General features: G+C 42.2%; 27 protein-coding genes and 1 pseudogene. 6 read left to right on the forward strand and 22 right to left on the reverse strand.

The window, feature by feature from the left end; genetic code table 11:
- Window positions 1-73: 73 nt before the first annotated feature.
- Both ACZ9EE_RS11865 and ACZ9EE_RS11870 read right to left on the reverse strand, forming a co-directional pair.
- Window positions 74-811: a hypothetical protein gene (locus tag ACZ9EE_RS11865; protein ID WP_476027292.1), complete on the reverse strand. Its 738-nt coding sequence runs from the start codon at window positions 809-811 to the stop codon at window positions 74-76.
- Entirely contained in the window at window positions 786-953 is a 168-nt protein-coding gene (locus tag ACZ9EE_RS11870) for a hypothetical protein (protein ID WP_476027294.1), read from the reverse strand. Before ACZ9EE_RS11870 ends, ACZ9EE_RS11865 begins: the two co-directional genes overlap by 26 nt.
- 189 nt (window positions 954-1,142) lie before the next feature.
- On the opposite strand from ACZ9EE_RS11870, the gene ACZ9EE_RS11875 reads away from it, so the two are divergent.
- Window positions 1,143-2,687: a glycosyl hydrolase family 28-related protein gene (locus tag ACZ9EE_RS11875; protein WP_476027296.1), complete on the forward strand. Its 1,545-nt coding sequence runs from the start codon at window positions 1,143-1,145 to the stop codon at window positions 2,685-2,687.
- A 47-nt stretch (window positions 2,688-2,734) separates the two neighbouring features.
- Here ACZ9EE_RS11875 and ACZ9EE_RS11880 read toward each other — a convergent pair whose 3' ends face one another.
- A complete protein-coding gene (locus tag ACZ9EE_RS11880; RefSeq protein WP_476027298.1) occupies window positions 2,735-3,325 on the reverse strand; it encodes a DUF1836 domain-containing protein in 591 nt (196 codons plus the stop codon).
- Window positions 3,326-3,455: 130 nt separating this feature from the next.
- On the opposite strand from ACZ9EE_RS11880, the gene trhA reads away from it, so the two are divergent.
- Complete coding sequence (trhA, locus tag ACZ9EE_RS11885; protein WP_476027300.1) at window positions 3,456-4,103, forward strand: PAQR family membrane homeostasis protein TrhA; 648 nt, start codon at window positions 3,456-3,458, stop codon at window positions 4,101-4,103.
- A 175-nt stretch (window positions 4,104-4,278) separates the two neighbouring features.
- Window positions 4,279-5,118 carry a YitT family protein gene (locus ACZ9EE_RS11890; RefSeq protein ID WP_476027302.1) on the forward strand — a complete coding sequence of 280 codons (840 nt, stop codon included), beginning with the start codon at window positions 4,279-4,281 and terminating at the stop codon, window positions 5,116-5,118.
- A gap of 150 nt (window positions 5,119-5,268) precedes the next feature.
- Here the strand turns inward: ACZ9EE_RS11890 and ACZ9EE_RS11895 are convergent, their stop codons facing one another.
- From ACZ9EE_RS11895 to ACZ9EE_RS11970, 16 genes are all read right to left on the reverse strand, one after another.
- Window positions 5,269-5,646, reverse strand: a complete 378-nt coding sequence (locus tag ACZ9EE_RS11895) for a DUF488 domain-containing protein (protein ID WP_476027304.1) — start codon at window positions 5,644-5,646, stop codon at window positions 5,269-5,271.
- 130 nt (window positions 5,647-5,776) lie between these two features.
- Window positions 5,777-6,007, reverse strand: a complete 231-nt coding sequence (locus tag ACZ9EE_RS11900) for an excisionase family DNA-binding protein (protein WP_476027306.1) — start codon at window positions 6,005-6,007, stop codon at window positions 5,777-5,779.
- A gap of 24 nt (window positions 6,008-6,031) precedes the next feature.
- Complete coding sequence (locus ACZ9EE_RS11905) at window positions 6,032-6,967, reverse strand: dipeptidase (RefSeq protein WP_476027308.1); 936 nt, start codon at window positions 6,965-6,967, stop codon at window positions 6,032-6,034.
- A gap of 72 nt (window positions 6,968-7,039) precedes the next feature.
- Window positions 7,040-7,495, reverse strand: a complete 456-nt coding sequence (locus ACZ9EE_RS11910) for an SRPBCC family protein (protein WP_476027310.1) — start codon at window positions 7,493-7,495, stop codon at window positions 7,040-7,042.
- Window positions 7,496-7,569: 74 nt separating this feature from the next.
- The gene (locus tag ACZ9EE_RS11915) at window positions 7,570-8,388 is read right to left on the reverse strand and encodes an urease accessory protein UreD (protein WP_476027312.1); all 819 of its coding nucleotides are present in this window, start codon (window positions 8,386-8,388) and stop codon (window positions 7,570-7,572) included.
- Window positions 8,389-9,000: an urease accessory protein UreG gene (gene ureG / locus ACZ9EE_RS11920; RefSeq protein WP_476027314.1), complete on the reverse strand. Its 612-nt coding sequence runs from the start codon at window positions 8,998-9,000 to the stop codon at window positions 8,389-8,391. It abuts the gene before it with no gap.
- Window positions 9,001-9,026: 26 nt separating this feature from the next.
- Window positions 9,027-9,713, reverse strand: coding sequence for an urease accessory protein UreF (locus ACZ9EE_RS11925; RefSeq protein ID WP_476027316.1), 687 nt, complete (start codon window positions 9,711-9,713; stop codon window positions 9,027-9,029).
- On the reverse strand, window positions 9,706-10,152 hold the full coding sequence (gene ureE / locus ACZ9EE_RS11930; protein WP_476027318.1) for an urease accessory protein UreE: 447 nt from the start codon (window positions 10,150-10,152) through the stop codon (window positions 9,706-9,708). The genes ACZ9EE_RS11925 and ureE overlap by 8 nt, the downstream gene beginning before the upstream one ends.
- Window positions 10,153-10,186: 34 nt before the next feature.
- Complete coding sequence (gene ureC / locus ACZ9EE_RS11935) at window positions 10,187-11,899, reverse strand: urease subunit alpha (protein ID WP_476027320.1); 1,713 nt, start codon at window positions 11,897-11,899, stop codon at window positions 10,187-10,189.
- Entirely contained in the window at window positions 11,889-12,224 is a 336-nt protein-coding gene (locus ACZ9EE_RS11940) for an urease subunit beta (RefSeq protein WP_476027322.1), read from the reverse strand. Before ACZ9EE_RS11940 ends, ureC begins: the two co-directional genes overlap by 11 nt.
- Window positions 12,225-12,405: 181 nt before the next feature.
- Entirely contained in the window at window positions 12,406-12,708 is a 303-nt protein-coding gene (locus ACZ9EE_RS11945) for an urease subunit gamma (RefSeq protein ID WP_476032936.1), read from the reverse strand.
- A gap of 22 nt (window positions 12,709-12,730) precedes the next feature.
- Window positions 12,731-14,131 carry an allantoinase AllB gene (gene allB / locus ACZ9EE_RS11950; RefSeq protein ID WP_476027323.1) on the reverse strand — a complete coding sequence of 467 codons (1,401 nt, stop codon included), beginning with the start codon at window positions 14,129-14,131 and terminating at the stop codon, window positions 12,731-12,733.
- Window positions 14,132-14,139: 8 nt separating this feature from the next.
- On the reverse strand, window positions 14,140-14,670 hold the full coding sequence (locus ACZ9EE_RS11955; RefSeq protein ID WP_476027325.1) for a (2Fe-2S)-binding protein: 531 nt from the start codon (window positions 14,668-14,670) through the stop codon (window positions 14,140-14,142).
- Entirely contained in the window at window positions 14,661-16,949 is a 2,289-nt protein-coding gene (gene pucD / locus ACZ9EE_RS11960) for a xanthine dehydrogenase subunit D (RefSeq protein ID WP_476027327.1), read from the reverse strand. Before pucD ends, ACZ9EE_RS11955 begins: the two co-directional genes overlap by 10 nt.
- 14 nt (window positions 16,950-16,963) lie before the next feature.
- Window positions 16,964-17,845 carry an FAD binding domain-containing protein gene (locus ACZ9EE_RS11965; protein WP_476027329.1) on the reverse strand — a complete coding sequence of 294 codons (882 nt, stop codon included), beginning with the start codon at window positions 17,843-17,845 and terminating at the stop codon, window positions 16,964-16,966.
- The gene (locus tag ACZ9EE_RS11970) at window positions 17,842-18,912 is read right to left on the reverse strand and encodes an XdhC family protein (RefSeq protein WP_476027331.1); all 1,071 of its coding nucleotides are present in this window, start codon (window positions 18,910-18,912) and stop codon (window positions 17,842-17,844) included. Before ACZ9EE_RS11970 ends, ACZ9EE_RS11965 begins: the two co-directional genes overlap by 4 nt.
- Before the next feature lie 478 nt (window positions 18,913-19,390).
- Here ACZ9EE_RS11970 and ACZ9EE_RS11975 point away from each other — a divergent pair, with 478 nt between their 5' ends.
- Both ACZ9EE_RS11975 and ade read left to right on the forward strand, forming a co-directional pair.
- The gene (locus ACZ9EE_RS11975; protein WP_476027333.1) at window positions 19,391-19,861 is read left to right on the forward strand and encodes a nucleoside deaminase; all 471 of its coding nucleotides are present in this window, start codon (window positions 19,391-19,393) and stop codon (window positions 19,859-19,861) included.
- Between the two features lie 24 nt (window positions 19,862-19,885).
- Window positions 19,886-21,622 (forward strand): adenine deaminase, encoded by a 1,737-nt coding sequence (gene ade, locus ACZ9EE_RS11980; RefSeq protein ID WP_476027335.1) that lies wholly within the window; start codon window positions 19,886-19,888, stop codon window positions 21,620-21,622.
- Between the two features lie 431 nt (window positions 21,623-22,053).
- Here the strand turns inward: ade and ACZ9EE_RS11985 are convergent.
- From ACZ9EE_RS11985 to ACZ9EE_RS11995, 3 genes and pseudogenes are all read right to left on the reverse strand, one after another.
- Window positions 22,054-23,612, reverse strand: a pseudogene (locus ACZ9EE_RS11985) (IS1182 family transposase).
- Between the two features lie 132 nt (window positions 23,613-23,744).
- Entirely contained in the window at window positions 23,745-24,716 is a 972-nt protein-coding gene (locus ACZ9EE_RS11990) for a bile acid:sodium symporter family protein (RefSeq protein ID WP_476027337.1), read from the reverse strand.
- 83 nt (window positions 24,717-24,799) lie between these two features.
- A complete protein-coding gene (locus ACZ9EE_RS11995; RefSeq protein ID WP_476027339.1) occupies window positions 24,800-25,159 on the reverse strand; it encodes a YnfA family protein in 360 nt (119 codons plus the stop codon).
- 170 nt (window positions 25,160-25,329) lie between these two features.
- Here ACZ9EE_RS11995 and ACZ9EE_RS12000 point away from each other — a divergent pair, with 170 nt between their 5' ends.
- On the forward strand, window positions 25,330-25,719 hold the full coding sequence (locus ACZ9EE_RS12000) for a YuzC family spore coat inner layer protein (protein ID WP_476027341.1): 390 nt from the start codon (window positions 25,330-25,332) through the stop codon (window positions 25,717-25,719).
- Window positions 25,720-25,861: the final 142 nt, after the last annotated feature.

Raw genomic sequence — 25,861 nt, forward strand, 5'->3', positions numbered from 1 at the left:
TTTTTCATTTTGATGAGATTTATCCTTGTACCTCGTACCTAAAAGTATTAACTTGGCTTTTTACTATCTACACTTACTTAATGGTGCCTGACACCTCTTTTACGTTTTTCAAGATGATTACCATGGTATAGAGGAAAACGATGTTGATGAGGAGGACGATTATAATTACGGCAGGACTAATTTTTATACCTGTTTGGTATTGTAGAATGACCATGGCGGAAAGTGCTGTTAATAGGGTCACATCTTTAAAGGTGATCACGGCTGCAAGGAGATAGCCAAATGGTCTTCGTTTGATGAGTAATATGGCTGCCAGGAATCCAACAGGAATGACAAAGCCGAGGTCTAGTGCCTGTATGATAAGAGTTGTGTAATGTTCCAAGCCGTCAGGCTGATTACCATGAATCATTGGGGGTACTACTTTCCCAAGCCACATCAATCCAAACACAGACGAGACAACGAATAAGAAGCCGCTGATGAATTTAACAGGAAGCGCCCCCTTAAATACCTGTGGTAGATTAGGAATATCAAAGGACATCATCGCAAGTATAAACGCAAAGAAACTCGCTGACATGATGCTAACATAAACTAAGAACAGGGAGTTGTACATCGAAAGGAACGAATACGAAGCGTATGTGTATAAGAAGTAGCCGATTGTTCCCGTAAGAAGCAGCTTCCCCTTTACCAGTCCTTTTCTAGTTAGAACAAGTGAAATAATGAGCAAAGGAATACCTAAAAATAAGGTCACATAATCTTGTGCAAGTGCTTGTATAGCCATTGAAACGGAATCATGCTGATAGAGCCACCGTTCCATAAATGTCCACTTTTTCTCTAAATATTGATTTGTATTCGTATCGCCCCTTACCCTGATGTGAAACAAGCGCATATGTTGTGGCAGCAAAGGAAAATAACGAAATAAGTACAACTAAGATGCTGATCGATCTTTGATTTTTCATGATCTCTGTCCCTCCTTATTATTTGTGCAATCCACTTCTTTATCGTAACCCATATATTTCCTATAACCTACAAATATTATCGCTGTTCACAAAAGATTCAGAAATTAAGTCACGTTTGTAATGCCCCTGCTTTTTGACAAAGGCTGAACAGGGTATACTATTTTCATATGCTTTTACGGAGTGAGAAAAATGCTGAATTTTGATAAAACACATGATCCGCATCAGAATAAGGTGCTGATTGACCAAATTACCGGAAACAAACTACATATTAAAGAATTGATTCAAGAAACTGAGACCTTATTTCAGCATTCACGCAACCTTTCAAGTGCACCACAACCCGAAGCAAGTACATCGCCTTCTAATCCGAAAAAACTAGCAAGCGGGCTTTTTAGGATTACTGCAGAGCGGTCTCAGGTTTTAGAACCTACCCGCATTTTGTTTGACCAGGATGGTGGAAATGTCATTCCAGATTGGAAAGACAAGCTTGATGTGGAATACAAGCGATTACTAGCAAATATCACAAAGGAAATAAATGTAGCTGATTGCGGTGCGATTGGGGATGGAAAAACCGATTGTACCGCTGCGTTTAAAAAGGCGCTCGGCAGCGGGCAGGTAAAAGTAATCGTTCCTCCGGGGACTTATATCACAAAGGGAATCACACTGCCGTCTTGGACATGGCTTATTGGCTCAGGTCCCGGCACGACGACGATTAAACTACATGATGAAGCCCCAAAGGGTACAAGATTAATCACAAACGCTAACCATTGGAAAGGAAATCATCACCTTTTCGTTCAAGGCTTAAGTTTGGATTGGAATGTCGAAAGACTCGGTAATATTCCAAAAACGAGTACACGGGGCAACCATTCTAGCTGCTTAACCTATGCCAACGTTACCTATGGATGGGTGAAAGAGGTGGAGGGTATTAATCCTGGGCTTCATTGTTTTGATATTTCTTCAACACTATACAATTATGCAGGTGACGGATATCGGGCCCGAAGGGGCAGCAAATATGTCTGGCTTGATCATGTAACAGGGTATGGTTTTGGTGATGATGGCATTACCACACACCACAGTGATTATATTTTTATCTCTAATTCTCATATGTGCGACCCCAGCGGCCGTGCACATCAACAAGGCTTCTCTAATTCGAACGGAATTGAAATCGATGATGGCTCCCGGAATGTTTTATTAGTGAATAATTCAAGTGCTCGATGTTTTGGCGGGGTTGAAATAAAGGCCCATCAGAATTCCTCAGCGGCCTCAAATGTAATAATCATTGGACACCTATCGGTCAATGATAACCGATCTTTTAACTTCCGGCATATTGGCCATCATAAATTAAATGATTCTGAATCAAAGAGTGCGTACAATATTATCGCAGCCAATCTCGCAGCTATTGCACCGGTATATTCTGATTTATATAAAGATTCAGCGCCGCGTGGAATGGTGATTTCTGCTTATAAAAATGTCGTTGTTAATCAACTTACAGTCGTTGGCAGCCCTGAATATGACTTTAAAGGAAATCCGGTTATTGCAGTTCAGTATCGGGCAAGAAATGTAATTCTGAACAGAATCACAGTCAAGAATTTTACGAATCGAGGAGCGTGTATAAAGGTTTACGGCGGCGATAATCGTGCTGATTCACTTAAAATTCAAGCTTGCGATCCGGAAGAAATAGAGGTTGGAAAAGCAGTGCAAGATGTTAGGATTGAAGCTCGAGATACCATGCATTGACTCTGCTGCAATTGCGCTAGCAAGAGATATAAAAAAAGCGTCAAGCCTTACTTTTGACGCTTTCCTTCTTTATCAACAACCATTTCATCTACTAGTTTTTCCGCTGCTTTTCTGTATAAATTACTCATATGGACTAATGAAGAAATCATCAGCACCCTCTCTAAATAAACTGCGTCTTCCTGGTGGTCCTCCGTGATTTCCTCCATTACAGAAGTTACCCGTTCTTCAAAATCTTCCTTAAAATCAGCAGCGTTTTGGCCGGTTAGATGTAAGTAGCTCGTATAAAAAGAGGCTAAATCCATTTCATCATTTACTATTTTTTTATTCATTCCGCTAAGGGTCACTTTAATATCATTGATCGACAGTGCCCCCTTTAGCTGATAGATCAAGCTCATTAGAATCAAATGCTCTTTTGAATACTTTTTATTTTGTATTGGAAAAATCAATTTTCCCTTTGCATAGTTATTGATCATGGTTTTAGTAAGAATCTTATCGTCTTGATTCCGCTTTGACTCATTGAATTTATTTTCGAATAACTGAATAACTTGGTCCATATACAAATCGATGTTTGGAATATCATCCAAAGTTAAATTTGTGTCAAGACTTAATGAATCAATGATATGTTTGAAATTTTCCATGTGAAAGACCCCGCTAACTTAGTCGATATTTTTTATTATACCTAATGAGATTAAGATTGACTAGGTTATGTTTTATCAGTATTATTATAAGTAGTTATAAAAACTACATGTTATGTTAGGAGGATAAACAATGCATCAATACATTCGCGAACCCATTAATGGGTTAACCCATTTAGCGGGTGCTGTTTTATCATTCGCCGGGTTACTGGCAATGGTCATAAAAGCGTCCATGACCACCCCCACCCCGCTTGCGCTTACCGCTGTCATTATTTTTGGTGTCAGTATGATCCTGCTCTACTCTGCTTCAGCGACATATCATATGGTGATTGCTCGGGACAAAGTGATTGCCTTTTTACGCCGGCTCGATCATTCGATGATCTTTGTTCTGATAGCGGGAACGTACACGCCTTTTTGTTTTATTAGTCTGAACGGAAAAACTGGGGCTATTTTGTTTTCGATTATCTCGGCGGTTGCGATTAGCGGCGTTGTTTTTAAAATGGTCTGGTTTGCATGTCCACGCTGGATTTCGACGGCTTTGTACATCGCAATGGGCTGGATGATTGTGTTTGTTTTCTCTCCACTGACTGGAAGTTTAAACATGACTGGACTGTTCTTGCTGATTCTTGGAGGAATTTTCTATACGATAGGTGGCGTGATTTACGGGGCAAAACCGAAGTTTCTTGAAACAAAGTATTTAGGCTTTCACGAGATTTCCCATATCTTTATTTTATTAGGAACTCTGTCACATTTCTTAACGGTTTACTTATATGTGATTTAGGTTTAGACGCCTCTTACCAAGGCGTTTTTTTTTGTAAAAAATAAATATTCATTAAATTTTTTATAAGGCTCAAACTAATAATGAGGTTTTAATAGGGTGATTTTTTTCTGGTTCTTATTAGTTCTATTTTGGGACTTGGGAACTGTCATGTGACTTCCGGACAAATGGCTTAATAATGACTGAGGTGTTTTGTTTGTTTCGATTACTTTTTCAAATTATTGTCATCGGACTATCAGCCATCCTTTTCGGCTTTTCTTTTAATTCCTTCCTCATTCCACATAAGCTGACTTCAGGTGGTGTAACGGGGATCTCCTTCTTAATCCAGCACTTTACCCATATCAATACGGGATTGATTATTTTAGCGATTAATATTCCATTATTTTTCGTTGGGATAAAATATTTAGGGAAAAGGTTTGTACTGTTTACTGGTTATGCTGTATTGGTTTTATCCCTTAGTATGCGATTTATTCCAATTCGAGCTATTAGTCCCGATATTCTTTTATCTTCGATTATCGGTGGTGCTCTCTATGGAATATCTGTTGGGCTTATCATCCGCCAAGGCGGGTCGACGGGCGGGACTGATATTATCAGCTTAACACTGGCTAAAAAGAAGAACATTCAGGTTGGCTTTTTAAATACGATTATGAATCTTTTTGTCGTGGGGAGTTCGGGGCTGATTTTCGGATGGAATATTACCCTTTATACCATCATTGCGATCTATGTGGCTGGCCGTGCTGTCGATATGGTTTATACTAATCAAAATAAGCTGACCATTACGATTATAACGGATAAGTATCATGAACTGACCGATTCATTATTTAAGCTCCACGCTAGAGGGGTAACGGTTACTGATGTCGAGGGAGCTTACACTCATAAGCAACGGAAGATGTTAACGACGGTTATTACTAAATTTGAGCTTAATGAAACCAAGCATACGATAAAAAGTGTTGATCCACATGCGTTTGTGAATATCATGCAAACGATGGAAGTGATGGGACGATTCCGGAAAAATTAAAAGCAGAGGGCCGTTTGATTTTGGCCTCTGCTTTTTGAAGACAGATTCCTCTTCTTATTTCCTGGCTTTGTCCTCATAAACGCTCCATGAAGACAAATTCGCCCTTTTATTACCTAACTTTGTCCTCATGAACGCTCCATGCGGACAGATCTACTCATTATTATCTAATATCTGTCCTCTAAGCTCCTCCATCAATACTTGTGCATGATTATAGATAGGTTCCTTTGCTCCATATAAAAGAGTCACCCGATCCTTCTCCGCCAGCTCAAGGATTTGCCTGACTAACCCACGCTTTTCCTCATCCGTCCGAAGCTCTTCAAGGTACTTTGTACGAAACTCTTCAAAAAGCTCTGGCACATGACAAAACGACTTCCGCAGCTCATTACTAGGAGCGACTTCTTTAAACCAATACGACAGACGCGCAGCATCCTTCGAAATCCCACGCGGCCACAACCGGTCAACCAAAATCCTGCAGCCATCCATCTCATCATATGGTTCATAAATCCTTTTAATAAAAACATTATCCATAAACAATCACCTCAATGAGAGTACCTTCGCCATTTGTCCATACTGCATGGACAGTGTCCATGAATGGTGACAGGCACCAAAGGGGCACTAAAGGGCACCAAAAGGCACCAATAACTACACCTAACCACTATTAATCTTCGTCTTTTACATCGATACTTTCTGGGATAGGTTCGCTTAGGTATTCTTCGACGAGCTGTTTGTATTTTTCCACTTGTTTTAGATGTGTGGCAAATTGTTCTTTGTAAATGAGGTATTGTTCACCATCAAATAAAGCACGGATTTTCTTTTTTTGGATCATGCTCTTGACGGCTGCCTCTGGTACCGCTAAATATTCCGCTGTTTCTTCTATTGTCAGATACATTGTAATTACTCCTTTTAATCCAAATTAATGCTCAATTCCCGGCCGGTGATTAAGAAAGTTTTCGGAGGCAAAGCCTCTTACCTCTTCCTCTTTAAAATGTTTTAACAACTCATTAATCAGATTTTGACTCTTAGAGGCATCATCCAAATCTCTTACAAACGTATTGATGCCATCAAAATCAGAGCCAAAACCAATCTGTTTCACGCCGCCTAAACCACAAAAGTGATCAATATGTCTGATCAAGTCCGAAATGGTTGCTTCGCCACTTTCCTTAATAAACGAAGGAAGGTAAACCACATGGACCAATCCGCCCCGTGCAAACATCGCCTTCGCTTGTTCATCTGTTAAATTCCGTGGATGGTTGCAAAGTGCCCGGGCATTGGAATGGCTGGCAATCGGATATTTTGCTAATTCGATCACATCCCAAATTCCCTTGTCACTCAGATGAGATACATCCGTAAGGATTTGATGCTGATTATTAAACTCAACAATCTCCTTACCCAACAAGGTCAGCCCTCCGCCGCGCGGTTCCCCCGCACCATCGGCAGCAAGATTCGCCTGGTTCCAAGTCAATCCCACCGACCTGACCCCCAGCTGATAAAGGATATGAAGCCTCGCTAAATCATTCCCGATGGCATCCACGCCCTCAAGTGTTAACATCGCTCCTATCTGGCCAAGCTTCAAACGGTCAAAGTCTGACCACTCTTTGATATGGACCATATCTGGATTACGACCGAGAACTTCCTTATAAAAATAATCAATTTGCTCAAGTGCAACCTGAAACTTCTGATCGCCTTTAATGTCCGGCTCGATAAATATCGCAAAACATTGGACTCTGACCTGGCCGGCTTGTAAACGTTTCTTACTAGCATGGAGTTCCTTAGCATCAGCAAATCGTAAAGCGCCCTTTGCTTCTTGGAGTTTCATCAAGGCATCACAATGCAGATCAATAATATTCATGGTTTCCAAAACTCCTTTTTATAAAAAGTGTACCACAATAAAAAAAGGCCAAGTATAAAAAATACTTAGCCCCTAAATCTCTTCCGCCATCTTTTTAACCTTCGGCAGAACTTTATCCCAAATTTCTGCGCTAGCATCTCGATAGTACTGCCCATTCGTCATTGCAGAAAAATCACCTTGTAAAATATGAAGAGTCGTCTTTCCATCAACTTCAGCTAATTGAAAGGTGATTCCATCTTCCTCGGAAACCTCTGGTCTTTCCTCCATACGGACATCAAAAACTGTAAAACGAAGGAGTTTATCCTGCCTAACAGCCGTTACATTCCCTTCGACAATCACAGTCCCGTCCTGACCTTTCCAATAGACCGGACTTCCTAACTCCCAGGTTGATTCCAGATGAAACTCTGGCCCGCCGCTAGAAAACTCAACCGCCCACTGACGATTGAATTCACTTCTTGTTAAGACATCCCAAACCTTTGAAGCTGGAGCATTAATTTCCATCATCTTGTCCACAAATAACTTCGTCATATGATCCCCCAAAACTGGTAATGTGTTATCTCTATTATAAAGAAAAATCGGCGATGGTCCAAACCACCTGCCGATTAATATTTTCTTAGAAAAACAGGTTCTGTTTTCAATATCCTCCGCCGGATGGTTTCATGACAGATTGATTGGATCTTTTCAATCGTCTGCGTCGAATTGGCCAAAACCCTCAGCGTAAAACCTGGAACCTCCAGCATTGAAAGACCAATCCTGCCATCCAAATCCACATTAAACCGTTCTTGCAGCTCCTCTAAGACAGCTGAATTAATCCGCTGGTCCATAACGATCATCGAACCAAAATGGGTATAACCCTCCATCATGCCAATCCCTTTTATATCTTTGTCAGGCTCTAATTTTACATGATCAAAAAGTACCAAGCGGTCAGCCATATAAATTTCCACTTTTGACTGGAGGAAGTCATATTGAAACAGAGTTCCGTCAGGGGCCCAGCCCGGAGTAAAAATATCCGAGCAAATAAACGTAGCATCTTTCTCCATCTTCACCAACATCGTTTGCTTAAAACGGGCATTCTGATAGGCGATGACTGGGTCTGGCAGATATTCTAGGACACTGCCACTTTTTAAATAGATGTTCATCTCCTGGAAAGCAGGTCGATTTCGTGTTTTATAGATTTTAGTAGAAGATTGGGTTGTCACAACCGTGCTTGCTGCTTCTTTAACACAAATATCGATTTTATAAGTATCACCGTCAATGTAGCCCCCACCGGGATTCATAATATAGAAATAGGCTTCGCCGCTTGTAGTAAGATAAACGGGTCGAGTGATTTTAAAGGCCCCCTCTGAATAAGAGTCTTCTAATATCGTGTGCCCTCCTTTGGCTGCAGCCGTTAGGCTTAGGTATCCTGTCTGCGTTACCACCTATCCCAATCCTACCAACAGCGTATTCCTTTTTATCCAATCAATTACTTGGTCTAGGCCTGTATCGGTTTTTAAATTGGTAAAAATAAATGGCTTGGTTCCTCTTGCTTCCTTCGTATCTGCCTCCATGACCTCCAGACTGGCCCCTACATATGGAGCTAAATCAATCTTGTTAATAATAAACAAATCCGATTTAATCATCCCCTGTCCGCCTTTACGGGGGATTTTCTCCCCTTGAGCCACATCGATAATATAAATAGAGAAATCGACGAGTTCCGGACTAAAGGTGGCAGCTAAGTTATCCCCTCCGCTTTCGACAAAAATAATCGAAAGATCAGGATGTTTTTCCATTAATTCGTCAATCGCGGCAAAATTCATTGATGCATCTTCCCGTATCGCAGTATGCGGACAGCCCCCTGTTTCCACGCCAATAATTCGGTCATCGGGCAGCACACTATTTTTAATTAAAAATTGGGCATCTTCCTTTGTGTAAATATCATTCGTTACGACCGCCATTTTAAATTCATCATTTAAATGTCTTGTTAATCGCTCGACCAGCATGGTTTTTCCTGCTCCAACCGGCCCGCCAATTCCAATTCGAATGGGTTCCATCTTCTCCCCTTCTTTCTTCACTTTTTTTAGGACATAAATAACCGTACATGCAGCTGCTCATGACGCATTTGAGCTATTTCGATTCCAGGTGCAACTGCACCAAAGTCCTCTTGATCCATCCTGCCAATTCGTTTTACCGTTTCTACTAATAAAGGCTGCAGTTCTAAAAGCACTTGCTGGCCCGCTGTTTGACCAAGCGGAATGCCGCGAACCGCATTTTGGACAAGTGTGCCAACGGTGGAATATAAATACGTTAACAACATTTTATGTTGATCTATTTTTAAAAATTGGCTAATAATCGCAAATACAAGGGACGGATGACCATAGGCCTCACCCTTCTTGATTTTCTTTTGATATTCCGCTAGTAATGGGATCGAATATAAATCCAGTCCCATTTTAATCAGTCTTTCACCAATTCGCCTATTAGCTTGGCGGGTTTCCTTAGGAAGATTTTGCATAAAAAGCTTTCTGTCGATAACCCAAATCTCTTGAATCCTCTTATGTTTCAAGGCATCAATCGCAAACCGGCAGGCGAGCCCATCGGTTACCGCTAGGTGTTTTTCCAAAAACATTCTGATCCAATTAAAAAATGTTTCTTTATCATGAATCGTGCCTTCTTGTATATAGGTTTCCAAACCAAATGAATGGGAAAAGGCCCCTGAAGGAAAATTTGAATCGCCAAATTGCAGTAGAACTAATAACTGGTTATCCATGTTGATGACCGATATGACGAAATGCATTTTTCACTTTTCTTATTTGCCGTGAATATGGTACATCTAATTGTTCAAGAAGCTCTTCAACAAGGTAATCATATTGGACAAGCATGACTTCACCTTCAAACTGAGCAGGCAGGTGGCGGTTGCCAAGCTGATGGGCAATTTCCCCCATCTGCTTGATGTTCGCAGGCTGAATCACCAGCAAGTCATCACTCATCACACTTATAACAATCATATTTCGTTCATCCATAAATAAAATATCGCCATCCATCAAGTCTTTAGGTTCCTTTAAACGAATCCCTACCTCTTTCCCATGGTCGGTGGCCACCCGCTGGATTCGCTTTACTAAATCATCACTAGCTAAGTAGACTTTCTCAATGTGCCTGCCATCAGCAGGGATTTCATCAACATTACCAACAATTTTTTCAATAATCATCTATTCTCCCCCTTTACATGTGCACGACTGGAAGTTAAAACAAAAAATAGCGCTGGGCCATTGGTAGAATCTCAGCCGGTTCACAGCTGACAAGTTCCCCATCTACTAATACTTCATAGGTTTGTGGGTCCACTTCTATTTTTGGCATTTCACCATTTAGCCTCATGTCCCTTTTACTTAGACTGCGTATTCCCTGGACTGGTTTGATGAGCTTCTTTAATCCAAGCTGCTGAGGAACACCTTGGCTAATTGCGGCTTTTGACATAAAGGTTATGGAGGTTGAAAACTTTGCTTTACCATACGCAGCGAACATCGGCCGGTATAACACAGGCTGCGGAGTAGGAATGGATGCATTCGGATCCCCCATTAAGCTGTGAGCAATCATACCGCCTTTTATTATCAGCTCTGGCTTAACACCAAAAAAAGCTGGATCCCAGATGACGAGGTCAGCTAGTTTTCCTGTCTCGATAGAACCAACTTCCTCCGCAATACCATGAGTAACCGCCGGATTAATCGTATACTTGGCAATATAGCGTTTCACCCGAAAGTTGTCACCGACACCTGAATCCTCCTGCAGTTTCCCGCGCTGTTTCCTCATCTTATCCGCTGTTTGCCATGTCCGGGTAATGACCTCTCCCACCCGTCCCATTGCCTGTGAATCGGAACTAATCATACTAAATACGCCCAAATCATGAAGAATATCCTCGGCGGCAATCGTTTCTTTGCGGATCCGCGAATCGGCAAAGGCTATATCCTCTGGCACCTCCGGATCTAAATGATGACAGACCATCAGCATATCTAAATGTTCATCTAAAGTATTTTTTGTATAGGGACGAGTCGGGTTAGTGGAAGAAGGAAGTATATAGGGATAACTGGCGACCTTAATAATGTCTGGGGCATGCCCCCCGCCAGCACCTTCTGTATGGTATGTATGAATAACCCGGCCATTAATGGCTGCCAAGGTGTCCTCGACAAACCCGCCTTCATTTAGGGTATCGGTATGAATGGCTACTTGGACATCGTATTGGTCTGCCACCTTTAGGCAATGGTCGATTGCCGATGCAGTTGTCCCCCAGTCTTCATGGAGTTTTAGGCCGATGACACCAGCATTGATTTGTTCAATTAACGGGGCTTCCCCGGAGGCATTCCCTTTTCCTAAAAACCCTAAATTCATTGGGAATTCCTCTGCTGCTTCTAACATACGATGAATATTCCATTCGCCCGGTGTACAGGTGGTAGCATTAGTGCCAGTCGCAGGTCCTGTACCGCCGCCAATCATGGTCGTAATCCCTGAAGCTAGGGCTGTTTCAATTTGCTGCGGGCTAATAAAATGAATATGGGCATCAATACCGCCAGCCGTTACAATCATCCCTTCTCCGGCAATTACCTCTGTTGATGCCCCAATCACCATATCAACTTGTTCCATTAATAATGGATTCCCACTTTTCCCAATTCCCGCAATCCGTCCATCCCGAATCCCAATATCAGCCTTATAAATCCCGGTATAATCAACTATCATCGCATTGGTAATCACGGTATCCAGCGCCCCGTCTGCCCGGGTTGCCAGTGGATGCTGCCCCATTCCATCCCGTATGACTTTACCGCCGCCAAACTTGACTTCATCGCCATATACGGTAAAGTCTTTTTCAATTTCAATAAATAAATCGGTGTCAGCCAGCCGGATTGCATCTCCTGTTGTCGGACCAAACATGTCAGCATATTGCTTTCTCGACATCTTAAAGCTCATGATCTCCCTCCTTTTCGGGATCTAGAGGACCATTGGTTTGATTATTTAATCCATAAACTTCGCGGCTCCCCGCGAAGGGAACAAGTTCTACTTCTTTGGCATCGCCTGGTTCAAACCTGACAGCGGTGCCTGCCGGAATATTTAAATGCTTGCCAAATGCTTGATTGCGCTCAAATTTTAGTGCTGTGTTTACTTCATAAAAATGAAAATGTGACCCTATTTGAATCGGACGGTCTCCTAAGTTAAGCACCATAACCTTGGAAGCCGGCCTTTCTTGATTACAAATAATTGGGTCCTTTCTTAGGTGGTACTCACCTGGAATCATACTTTTCACTCCGTAAAATTAGGCGTATTTTATATTTTTTTAGATTATTTGTAGAATAGTTTGGTTACTTCGAAGAAATAAATTAAGTTTTGTAGAATTAATCCTAGAAAACGTAGAAAACTCCCTTAGTTTCGTAGAATAACTCACAAATTTCGTAGATTAGTCCTAAAACCCGAAATGCCTATCGAATCGGTTGATGTACGGTTACTAGTTTTGTGCCATCAGGGAATGTCGCCTCGACCTGAATGTCCCGAATCATGTCTGGGATACCTTCCATCACATCTTCGGCGGCTAAAATTCTGGTACCCTCACTCATTAATTCCGCAACTGATTTGCCATCCCTTGCCCCTTCCATCATCTCGTACGTTATCAGCGCTACTGCTTCCGGGTAATTAAGTTTTAAACCTCGGTCCTTTCGGCGCCTCGCCAGATCGGCTGCCACCACGACCAGTAATTTCTCCTGCTCCCGCTGGGTTAGTTTCATATCGGTTACCTCTCTCCCTTCATTAAAGGCAGACTCCCCATTTTTCATCTGTTACACCTTTTTGATCATCATAAATCACCTTGCCACGCAGCATCGTCTTTTTAACCTTGGTAGAAAATACTCGGCCCTCATAGGGAGAATAAGCATTGCGAAAGCCAAAGGACTCCTTATTCGCAACCGTTGTTTCATCTAAACAAATGAAGACTAAATCTGCATCCAGCCCTGGACTAATTCTTCCCTTTTGGTGCTTGATTCCAAACCGGTCTGCGACATTAGAGGTGCCCAAAGGCAAGATTTTTTTTAGAGCTATTTTCCGCTTAAGTGCCTCATCAAGCATGGCCAGCCATGTAAATTGTACCCCTTGAATACCGCCCCAGGCATCCCAGATGCTAGCGGTTGATTTCATCGAAAAAAGACATGGAGAATGATCAGACCCAATCGTATCAATCATCCCATTTGCAAGACAGTCCCATAATCCTTCTACATCTTCCCGTGGTCTTAACGGCGGTGCACATTTTAGGATGGCACCCTCCCGAAGAAAATCCTCTTCATCAAACAGTAAATAATGCGGGCAGGTCTCCACCGTTACGTTCACTCCGCTTTTTTTCGCTTGGTCAATCAATCCGATTACTTTTGGTGAACTAATATGAACAAAATGAAGAGCAGTTCCGTATTTAGCAGCAAGCTCTAATGCATAGCCAACTGCCTTTTCTTCGGCAGAAATCGGCCTGCTTGCTAGGAAAGCCCTTCGTTCGTCCAACCGCGGCTCCTGTTTATGTAAAGCTGTAAGTCTAGCAATCTCCTGTTCCCATTCCGCATGGAGGGCGAGGATTTTATCATGCTCCTTTGCCGCTTGCATCGCTTGTTTCAAATCTTCTGGAGATAAGTGTTGAAAATCCTCAATCCCACTCTCACTCATAAACGACTTCCAGGCAATCACTCCCTCACTCATTTGCGCTAATTCCTGCCTATTATTAAGATTGGTACCAGTCATCCCTCCCCAGAGGGCATAGTCAATATGAGATAAGGAGGTTAAATATTCTCTCTTCTTGTTTAAATTTTGTAGGTTAATAGTCGATGGGGAACAATTCAGCGGCATATCAAAAATGGTGGTCGTCCCTCCCATTGCGGCAGCACGGCTCCCTGTCTCAATCCCTTCCCAATCCGTCCTGCCCGGGTCATTAAAATGAACATGGGCATCGATAAACCCTGGAACCACTAGACAGCCGCTTGCATCAATGATGTTTTCCGCTGTCTCTAAGATTGGGCCTGCTTCACTCTCCACAAGCGAGACAATCTTCTCATCAATAATTTTAATGGTTACCTCACGAAAGCCTTCTACAGTAAAGACTAGGCCATTTTTCACCAATAGCTCTGTTGTCTTCTTAGCTTCCTTGATCAGCTCAGTTAATACTTTAGCCATTCAGTAAATCACTCCTCGATGTTAGTAACCTGTTTTTCTTGAAAGCTTGAAATTGTCTTTTCAACAGCACGAATGATTCCACCATATCCCGTACAACGGCATAAATTTCCGGATAGTGCTTCCTGGATTTGTTGTTTCGCCGGGTTTGGGTTTGTGTCCAGCAAAGCCTTAACGGCCATAATCATCCCTGGGGTGCAATACCCGCATTGAAATCCTCCTTCTTCTAAGAAGGCTTTTTGAATCGGATCTTCCTCCAATCCCTCAATCGTACAAATAGAAGCCTTGTTTGCCTGGTAGGCCATAACCAAACAAGAGTTAACCAATTGACCATTCATATGAATTGCGCACGCACCGCAGCGGCCAATTTCACAAGATATTTTTGTACCTGACAATCCTAAGTCTTCTCGCAAAATATCGACTAACCTTACGGCTGGTGCCACTTCTAAGCGATGGGGGACTCCATTAACGGTAAGCGTAAGCTCTATTTTAGGAGTCATTGTTGGTAGTTCTACACTTTGGATGACATCTTTCATATCCATGGTCTCTCTCCTAAACGATCAGATTTTAATAAGGATTCAGGAGAAACCGGCAACTTATTCACCCAACAGCCAGTCGCATCAAAAATGGCCCGAACAATTGCAGGAGCAACCGCAACCGTTCCAATTTCCCCTACCCCTCTTGGGCCAAATGGGTCGTCATCCACTAGTTCTTCGATCGCTTCAATACTTGTTTTGTAAGGAACGTCACATATGGTCGGAATGAGATAGGTATCAAAGTTATCAGTCATATAGATGCCATTCTCCATGATAGCGTCCTCCATCAAGGTATAGCCTAAAGCCATTACACCGCCGCCTTCAATTTGGCCTAAATACCCCAGCGAGCTGACAACGGGACCTGCTGCTACCGCTTGATCAATGGCATCTACCTTCACTCTGCCTGTTAACAAATCCACCTCTACTCGTGCCATAACAGCTGCAAAGGCATAGAGATAATGACTTCCTCCAACCGTTGCATCCGGACTCGTCGGAAAGTTAAACGAAGTATGGACATTAATCGAACGACCGCTTGGCATACGTTCTGCCAGTTCCTTAAAAGTGATACAAGGACCCGCGGCAGTCATCTCTTCCTTCAGCCATATCCCGCCAGGCCCCATCTGGAGTTGACCGGCAGTGATACCCGTAAGAAGCTGTGCCAGTTCTAGAACTTCCTTTCGAAAAGGTCCCTTCATTCTTTGCAGTGCATGCCATACCATACTTGTTGATCTGGAAGCAGTTGATGAACCGCTCACAGGTACCAAAGCTGTATCTCCGATAACAATCCTAATATCTTTTTCTGAGCACTCAAATTCTTCTAATAGTAAAGTTTCAATTACAGCCAAAAGACCTTGACCACATTCTTCAAAACCAAAAGCGGCTTCAATTTTCCCTGCCTTGGTAAAAGAAAGGCGCCCGCCGGCGGAATCGATACGGTCAATACCAAGTCCCCCTCCGTGCATGGTGAGGGCAATGCCAATCCCTCTCACCCTCCATTTATCTGAGGTTTCCTGTTTCCAGCCCTTGGCTTTTTCACCATGTGAATGGTCAATGGCCTGAAGAACATCCAATGCTCCATTAGTCGGAGCAATTTTTTGACCTAGTGGACCAGGATCCTCTGGCTTCCTTAGATTCTTTAAACGGAACACCAGGGGATCCATTTTCAGCTGATCGGCAAGCCGGTCCATTTGCCCCTCTAACGCGAAGGTGATTTGGTTCCCGCCAAAGCCCCGGAACTCACCCGCTACACCGTTATTAGTAAATACAGATAATCCCTCTATTTCAAGATGAGGGATGATATAGGGGCCTGGTGCATGCTCGACAGCAAAATCTAACACAGCCGGACCTAAAGTGGCATATGCCCCGGTATCCGCAATGATTTTTACCTTGTGCGCAAGAATATTTCCCTCGTTATCCACCCCTGTTTTCATCGTTATTTTCATAGGGTGGCGCTTAAGGCCTGCTCTCACCGATTCTTGTCTGCTGTTATGGATTTTGACAGGGCAGTTTGTAGCAAGTGCTAGTAATGCTCCATAAGGCTGAATGTTTAATTCATCCTTCCCTCCAAAGGATCCGCCCATTGGGCTCGAAACAACCCGGATATCTAATTCCGGCATATCAAGAATTCTTGCTAATTGAAACCGATCTTTGAAACCATGCTGCGTCCCAACATATATGGTTAATTTCCCATCCGGTTCAGGGACAATCACACCGCCCTCTGTTTCCATATAGGCATGCATTTGCCTTGGCAATTCGTAGGTTTCCTCAACCACAATAGCAGAGGCCAAAAAACCCGTTTCCATATCCCCCTTTATAAAATGAGGATGGTGAAGAATGTTTCCACCAGGATGAAGAAGCGGAGCATCGGGCTGAAGGGCCTTTTCGGGAGTGTCAACTAGTGGAAGCTTCCTGTATTCCACCTGAATTAAGCGTAAAGCCTGTTCGGCAATTTCCTCTGTATCGGCTGCGACAGCCGCAAGAGCATCGCCGACATATCGTACGCGGTCTTCACAAAGAACAGGCTGGTCTGGAAAAATAAGTCCAAAACCGTTTAATCCTGGGACATCCTTATAGGTCAAAACGCCCCTTACACCAGGAAGCTTCTTTGCTTCCTCGACCGAAATAGTTAAAATTTCGGCATGCGGCTCCTTGCTTCTTAAAACTTTTCCATACAGCATGTTAGGAAACGTTAAATCAGTGAGGTATTTCATTCTGCCGGTCACTTTTTCGGGACCATCAGGACGTATCCTCCTTTTCATAGCTGAAAGGTTAGTTTGTAGTGCCATAAGATCCCCCTTTTCTAACCAGCAAGACTAGCAATCTTTGAAACGATCATATTGGCCGCAACTGTTTTTTTATAAGCTGATGTCGTAAACACATCGGTTGCAGCAGTAAATTCCTCATTTATGCCCTGAAAAAGGGTTTTTAAAAGGTCATTGGATAGGGTTAAACCTTCTACTAATCTTTCACACTCTGTTAATCTTTGATACGGCGTTGTGCCTCCGCCTGCAGTTAGACGAATGTATTCCACCTCATTTTGTTCGCCCAGCTGGCAACAGCCGGAAATGGTGACAACACTAGGTGTAAATGCCTCCCTAAACCCCAGCTTTTTGTAAAAAAAGCTCTTCTTATCGATTTTCAGATTGTCTGGGACATAAACGGCAGTAAGAATGAAATCATCGGAGGCAGTCCCCCCTCTTATCCAATCAGATAATGGTAGAAATAGATTTTTACTGCCATCATAAAGGGATAAAGTGGCGTCGAGTGCCAAGAGGGCAGGAATTAAATCGCCAAATCTGCCCGCAATATTTCCTCCAATCGTTGCCCTGTTACGAATAGCGGGAGCAGCGACATTTCTGACTGCCTCTTCTAATAGGGGAAATTGGTTAAAAAGTGAAGGGTGTTCCTTACACGCAGCTAGTGTGGTTAATGCACCAATCCGGATACCAGCTTCTCCGGAAAACTTAGCATTTTCACAGACTTGCATTTCTTTGATTTTTTCCAAGCTGATTAAATGAAGTGGACAATCTACACCTTTTTGCCACTGGGTCTGCATGAGAGTCCCTCCTGCAATAAAACAAGACTCTCCAGCAAATTGCTGTTTTAATTTCCAGGCCGCCGCAAGATCATCCGGAAGCCAAACCGTTGGTGAGTTCAACATTGCTGCTCCCTGCCTAATCATAACTCGGACCAGCTCCTTTCAATTCTTGCCTGTTCAGGCCCTTGGCTCTTTAAGCGCTGCCTCTGAATTAATTCCGCTACAATACTAACGGCAATCTCCTCTGGACCCTCCGCTCCGATTGGAAGACCCACTGGACTGTTAATCTCCGGTGGAATTTCCCTGCCATCCAGTAAGCGCTGTGTTCTCGCTTTTGATCCAAGTACCCCTAGATACGTTAACTTCTGCCCTTTTAACAGATTTAGTAATTCCTTATCCCTTTGAAAATGATGGGTAAGAATGGCGATGGAGTCTAACTTAGACAAATCCAGCATCGGCACCACTTCACCCGGAAATCCTTCGATTAATTGAGCAGCGTCCGGAAAAAATTCTTCCTTACACAAGGATGAGCGCCAATCAGATACAAGTACGGAAAAACCAGCTTGTGCTGCCATCTTGACTAATGGTACTGCATCCCTGCCAGCGCCAAAAACAATTAACCGAGGTCTAGGCTCGTAGCAATGGATATAAAATTCAGCTGATAACTCCGGAAAAAAAGTTATTCCACTTTTTGGCGATGTTTGATGGATATCATTTAACAGTTTTTTAATTTGCGAGGGTACTCTTCCATGCCACTTTCCAAACAGCTGTTGATTATCTGTCATAAACAAATAATCGAAAACCGAATTCTTTGCTGCTAATCTTTTTATTACCGTTACTCGGTTCCCACTATTAAGATGGAACTTTAATTTACAAAGGTGCTCACGAAGACAGGCATCAATCGGTTCCAATAGGACACTGATCACACCATTGCAGCCCGCCCCCGGCCCCCATGACAGATCATCCTCGTCCCTTAAGTCATAAACAACGGTTTTTGTCGTTCGCTGATTGAGGACTTCTTGAACTTGATAAGACAGATCTGTTTCTAAACAGCCAGCACTTAAAAGACCTATTTGCTTCCCATCTCCTCGGAACAGCATGGAAGTACCTTCTTTTCGATAAGCTGATCCTTCTACCCGAATAATGGTAGCAAGGACATTATCATTAGCCGACCCATCCAAAGCGTCTAAAATCTCGTGTATCCCGTCCATACAAGACCCCCTGTAAATTTTTTAATTATATATTTATAGACCTCCTAAAAACTTCCATATTCTATCTCTAAATTTTGGGTTCGAGTGGATAGGTGAGAATATGTAACTAAGGATATTGTCAACGTTTCTATCATCAGCTTTTCACTTATGATATCCAAAAGGGGAAATTGCTTCTACATTGGTGTTATAAAATCTAACATGAATTTTTTCTAGGTCCCCGTAATAAACTTAAAAAAATGCTTGATTCAAAAAGACTGGAACGATGATTTCTTTAGGATTACATGATTGGAAATTTTTCTAACGAGAGTCATTTTGAAAAAGGCTGTCAGATATCCTTACAGCAAAGAAGAAAATTTCCGGGTGTTATAGAATAATAAATCTCAAGTTTAAAAGGGAAAATTTTTTTTCTCCTTTAACCAAGGCAGGTATAAACCCATAATAACCAATGTTTAATATAGAGAAGATTGGAGAGATGGTAATGTCAGCTGATAAATTTATGGAAGAAGCAATTGATGAGGCTCTAACCAATGTGATGACCAGTCATGGAGGACCATTTGGAGCGATCGTTGTAAAACAGGGGAAAATTATCGGCAGAGGCCGGAATGAAGTTACTGCCTCAAACGATCCGACGGCCCATGCCGAAGTCCAAGCAATTCGCGAAGCCTGCCAAGATCTTAAAAGCTTTCAGCTTGAGGACTGTGACATCTATACGAGCTGCGAACCCTGCCCAATGTGCATTGGCGCCATCTATTGGGCTCGTCCAAAGGCTGTTTATTATGCCTGTACTAAAGAAGACGCAGCAAAAATTGGCTTTGACGATCAATTTATTTATGAACAACTAGCATTACCTAACGAAGCGCGAAAAATCCCAATGAAACAAATTTTTCCCGAGAATGGCGACCTTCCGTTTAGAACCTGGGAGAGATCACAAACTAAGGTTGAATATTAATCTGATAAAAAGAGGATGTTGAAGATGGAGAGAAATCAATTAGAAAGAAGAATCTCTGTGGCATCTGGAAAAGAACTGGCAGATACCGTCATTAAGAATGGAAAAATAATTGATGTCTTTAACGGTGAAATCATCGAAGCTGACATTGCGATTGTAGACGGATATTTTGCAGGAATAGGAAAATATAGCGGAAAAAATATCATTGATGCAAATGGCTGTTATGTATCTCCAGCGTTCATTGATGGTCATGTCCATATTGAATCCTCTACAGTAACAGCCGGGGAATTCGCCAAAGTCCTCCTCCTTCATGGAATTACGACCGTGATTGCGGATCCCCATGAAATTGCGAATGTCTCAGGAGTGGCAGGTCTTCAATATATGCTGGATTCTACGGAGGACCTTCCTTTTGACTTTTACTTTATGCTTCCCTCCTGTGTACCGGCAACCGCCTTCGAACATTCCGGTGCCATTCTTATGGCTGAGGATTTAAAGCCTTTTTATCATCATCCGCGTGTCCTGGGGTTAGCAGAAGTAATGAATTACCCAGCTGTGGTAAATGCAGACCCAGATATGATCAATAAAATATCTGATGCAAAGCTTTTTGGAAAAAAAATCGATGGTCATGCTGCTGGACTAAAAGCTAATGATTTAAACGTATATATGTCCGCGGGTATTCGAACTGATCATGAAAGTACAACTGCTGATGAAGCAAGAGAGCGCCTTCGCAGAGGAATGTACTTGATGATTCGTCAAGGGACGGTTGCTAAGGACTTACATCAGTTAATTTCTGTTGTGAATGAGCATAATGCCAGGCGCTGCCTGTTTGTAACGGATGATAAGCACCTAGACGATCTTGTGCAGGAAGGCAGTATTGACCACAATGTTCGGCTGGCGATTGCCTCCGGGATCTCCCCAATAACTGCCATTCAAATGGCGTCCATTAATGCGGCCGAATGTTTTGGCCTTGAAGATAAAGGAGCTATTGCCCCCGGTTACAAAGCGGATTTCATCCTTTTTGATAACCTCGAAACCATCCAAATAACGGATGTATATAAAGATGGACTTGCGGTTGTCAAGGATGGCTTGCTGCTCAATGTACAAGAAAATCCAAATCCCCCTATCCCAGCATCAATAAGAGAATCTGTTCGCTTTCACGAGCTTGAAGAGGATAGTTTTCAGTTCCTTTTAAAGGGTACGAAAGCGAATATTATTGAAATTATCCCTAACAGTTTGGTAACCATTCAACAAATAGAAAAGGTGGATACCTGTGAACTTGGATTATTTCGACCATCCATTAAAGCTGATCAATTAAAGCTGGCTGTTATTGAACGACATCATCTGACAGGGGCAATTGGTTTGGGTATTGTGAAAGGTTTGGGTCTAAAATCGGGGGCCATCGCGACCACTATCGCCCACGATTCTCATAACCTCATCATTGCAGGCACTAATAATCATGATATGGTTGTCGCCGCAAACGCGATCAAACATATGCAGGGTGGCATGGTTGTTGTTAATCAAGGCGAAGTGACTGCCTCTTTGGAGCTTTCTATTGCGGGTCTAATGTCTGATCTCCCTTACGAGGAAGTGTACGGCAAGCTAAACGAGATCAATCTTGCTCTTAAGAAGATTGGAGCAAACGACCACCTTAATCCATTTTTAACCCTATCCTTTTTATCTCTTCCGGTTATTCCCGAGTTAAAACTGACGGACCAGGGGTTATTCCAGGTTTCAGCATTCAAGCATATTGGGATAGATGCATAAGAAAAGCGCAAGCGCCCTGGTCAGCGGCGTATGGCCTGGAGCACTCCAACCAAGATAAAGGAAAGTCGAAAAGCGGAGGCGCCTTGATCAGGGGCGACAGGCATAAGACGAGCCGGCGAGAAGGCTGCTCTTTAGCCTTCTTGACGGATTGGCTTATGACCCCGAGCCCCTAGGCGCTGGAGCTAGACAACACGAAGAGCGGTAGCGATTCGATGTTGACTTATCGTATGGCGGAATGCGAAGGACACTAGCCGCTAGGGCGCTGGAGCTGGACAATTTTCAAAGTCAATTTTATACTTCCTTAATCTTTAATAAAAAGAAGCTGACCCAAAAGGTCGTTGAATAACGACTCTTTTGGGTCAGTTTTTTTTCTCTTTCAGTTTTTTTGGGATAATTTGAAAATTCGGATGGTGTGAGAGGGAATTTCCCCTCTATTTTTTTGCTATTTTCAATTGTTTTTTGGAAGTGGATTGCCACTTCATTAAATTATGTGCAACACAAATAAGACCCCAATCCGTCGTATTTTTGGATAGGCCTCTTAACGCAAACCTCTTGAACCCCTGATTGTGTTTAATTTGTCCAAACACCGGCTCTACTTCGATTTTTCTTTTCCGGTATTTTCGTTCTCCTTCTTCAGTCGACAAACGCTCCCGTACTTCCTTTCTTTGTTTTTGGTTTTCAACCGAAACCTGGACGGTCTTTGTATCTTTATTTTTGGCACAGGAAGTTTGGAACGGGCAGTTAAAGCACTCCGTACATCGATACGTTCGTTTGACGGAATCGTACCCATTGTCTGATTTTTTTCGACTTTCATATTGGAAGATAAGGCGTTTGCCATTTGAACAAATCCACTCATCAAGCTCTTCATCATAGGTCATATTTTCGACACGTCCGATTTGTTGTCTCCATGCCTTTGTTTGTTCTTCATCGAACGTGTTATATTTGATCAATGCCTCAATTTCTGCTTTTTCACAATGGGTATAATTTTCTTCACTTCCATAACCGGAATCAGCAATAACGGACTTTGGTTTTGGACGATTATACTTCTCCAATAGATCTAAATGGGGAATCAGGCAGCCAGGATCTCCAGCACGTTGATGAAGGCTGAATCCAATGATGAATTGATTTTCCGTTCCAATTTGTACATTATAGCCTGGTTTAAGCTGGCCATTCTTCATATGGTCCTCTTTCATTCTCATAAAGGTTGCATCATTATCCGTCTTGGAATAGCTGTTGCGTTCTCCGAACGTTGCCTTTTGTTCCTCGTACTTTTGTTTTCGAGGCAGAAGATCCTTTTCTAACTGACGCTTCGCTTTCTTTAATGGTTTGTTCTTAGGATCCCGTTCCAGTCTTTCCTCCAATTTTTTCACGGTATCAGCGATTTTCTCGGAAGTAATCGATGATTCTTCTAATTTTTCCTCCAAGTCTAGATTCTGTTCTGCTTCTTCGTCTTCTTTCATGACTTGTTCGATGCCTAATACAATTTGTTGAAATTTCTCATCGAGTTTCTTATCATATTTTTCAGTAGATTTACGCCACACAAAGGTATACTTATTTGCATTCGCCTCAATCTTGGTACCGTCCAGGAAATAATCCTCCAGTTTCACTAAACCTTCTTCATGAAGGAGGTCAACGACGGAAAAGAAGGTTTCATAAATAACCTCTTTCATCCGTTCAGAACGGAAACGGTTAATGGTACGGAAATCTGGTTGTTGCTCACCCGAAAGCCACATAAAGATTATGTTCTCCTTCAGTTGCTTTGCGATTTGTCTAGAAGAGTAAATACGAATGGAATATGCATAAAGAATAACTTTTAACATCATTTGAGGATGGTAGGGAGGTCGACCTCCACCCGGATACATGGATGAGAAAATAGTAGGATTGATTTTGTCGACCGCAAGTCGATTAAACGTGCGAGATGATGTTGGGGTATCAAAACTTGAATGTCCATTGTAAGAGTTAATTGGTTCGTGTTATACTGTTTGTACATAAGAAAATCATTCCTTTCTGATAATTTGTTGTGGTGACTAAATTATATCAAAAGGAACGATTTTCTTATTTTTTTATGCTCAAAAAGAGGATGCCCCCAAAAGTTATACTTTTGGGACACCCTCCTTCCGATTTATAACGCAATCGATTCCTGATTATCAACGGCTTTTTTACTATAATAACGCTCAACAAAATGACCATTTAACGAAGCCAGAACTTGCTGGAATAGCATCGCAACCACAACCGGAACCGCTACCGCTGCGGGAAAAAAGGAGACTGCTAAAACTGCACCGGCACTAATATTTCTCATCCCGCCTGTAAACGTCAAAGTGATAACAGTTCCTTGTCCTCTTTTCATCAAGCGTCCAATAAAGAAGGAAAACAAATACCCCGTTAAGGCAATGAAAAAGACAACTACTATAATACTAACCAGCTTAAGGCTAAAATTTTTCAAATAAGGTGCCACAACAGCACCATTCAGCATCACAACAATACCTAAACAAAGTTTTGAAAAAGGGGCAAGATTTGGCCCTATTTGTTCTTTCACCTTCCCCTTTGTAAGCTGGTTTAAAGTCATCCCAATCAATGACGGGATCACCACCATTCCCAACATACCTTTCATGATACTAATTGTATCCATGTCGACTTTTTGACCGATAAATAATGTCAAAGTTAATGGAACAACAAACGGTGATAATAAAGTATCAATTAAAATAACGGATAAAACCAAGGGAATATTTCCTTTATAGATCGATACCCAAATGAAACTTGTGACACCCGTTGGAATGACCATGCCGAGAACAAGACCAGTGATGGTATATGCATCTCCCGAAAAAGCAGCATGTCCAATCCCCCAGGCCCAAAGCGGCATAAAGACATGTAAAATCATCAACGCTAGAAATATTGGGAATGGATGTGTAATGACATCCTTTAACGATCGGAAATTTGAACTTAAACTACCTTCAAAAGTCATAAAGGCAAAAATCCAAGGAATTAAATAAGAAAAATCTTTTATATAAGTGCTTAAGAGAACGCCTAAAATCACACTAACTGGAGTGATTAACGGCATAATTTTAACAAGTCGTTTATTTAAACTTTGCAGCATGTAAATCTCCTCCCTACCAAAGGATACCATAATTTCTTTAGCGGGAATGAAAAAAACTTCGTAAATCGAAAAATTAAAACATTTTAATGTCTCGGGGCCCAAAGGATCACCGTAACACCAATCAAACAAATCAACGCACCAATCCAATCATATACATCAGGGGTCTTTTTATCGATTCCCCATCCCCAGAGTATTGCTAGAAGAATAAAGACTCCCCCATATGCAGCATACACCCTTCCAAACGAAGGAAATTTTTGAAACGTGGGAATTACGCCGTATAGGACTAGGACAATTGCGCCTAGAATTCCAAACCACCATGGCTTATCCTCACGCAGCCACAGCCAAATCAAGTACCCGCCGCCAATCTCAGCAAGTCCAGCTAGAATAAATAAAACAATTGCCTGATTAATGTTAATCACTCTCCTCTTAAATAACTTTATCATTCGATTTTAGTTCATTCCCCCATTTAAATAACAATAGGAGAATTTTAATAAATACAACCCTACACTCATTATCCTCCCTGTTCGTACCCATACTACCCACGTGGAACAAAAGTCCCCCATTTTTCATACCGTATATTGTCTTGTTTTTTAATTATGGAAGGAGAGACACCATGTACTACAACCCTTTTCATTATCCGGTTGTTCCTCCCATGCCGGTATACCCGCCATATACCGTCAACTATCCAATTCCTCGTATGTATCCCCCAGTCGATACGAAAATCTTTGAAGGGTCGGTCAAATCATTTCGGCTGTTAATGGCACAAGGAAGTATCCTGTTAGACCGGTTAGGAAATGCATCATTTGCACAGAAAGTAATGAATGCAGCACAGCAAGGAAAAAATGCTGAAGTCGATCAATTAATTAAAACAATTGGTCTAAAAGTCCCAGTTATAACTAAATTTACACCGACCGGCGTAAACTTCACCCTAACGACGCAAGCTACTCAGCAACAGCCGATGAACTGCTGCACCTTAACCGTTGCCATGAAGTGGGGGCAATAAAACGGCTAAATTTATTCACTGTTTTCAAGACTAGCTGACTCTCAAATTAAAGGAGTCAGCATTTTTTTCATAACGTCTTATACAAGCCTAAATCGAATATGGTAAGAGAGACCCGAGTGAGATTTCCACTACTTTTATCAGT

The organism is Bacillus sp. URHA0034 (genome assembly GCF_056280405.1).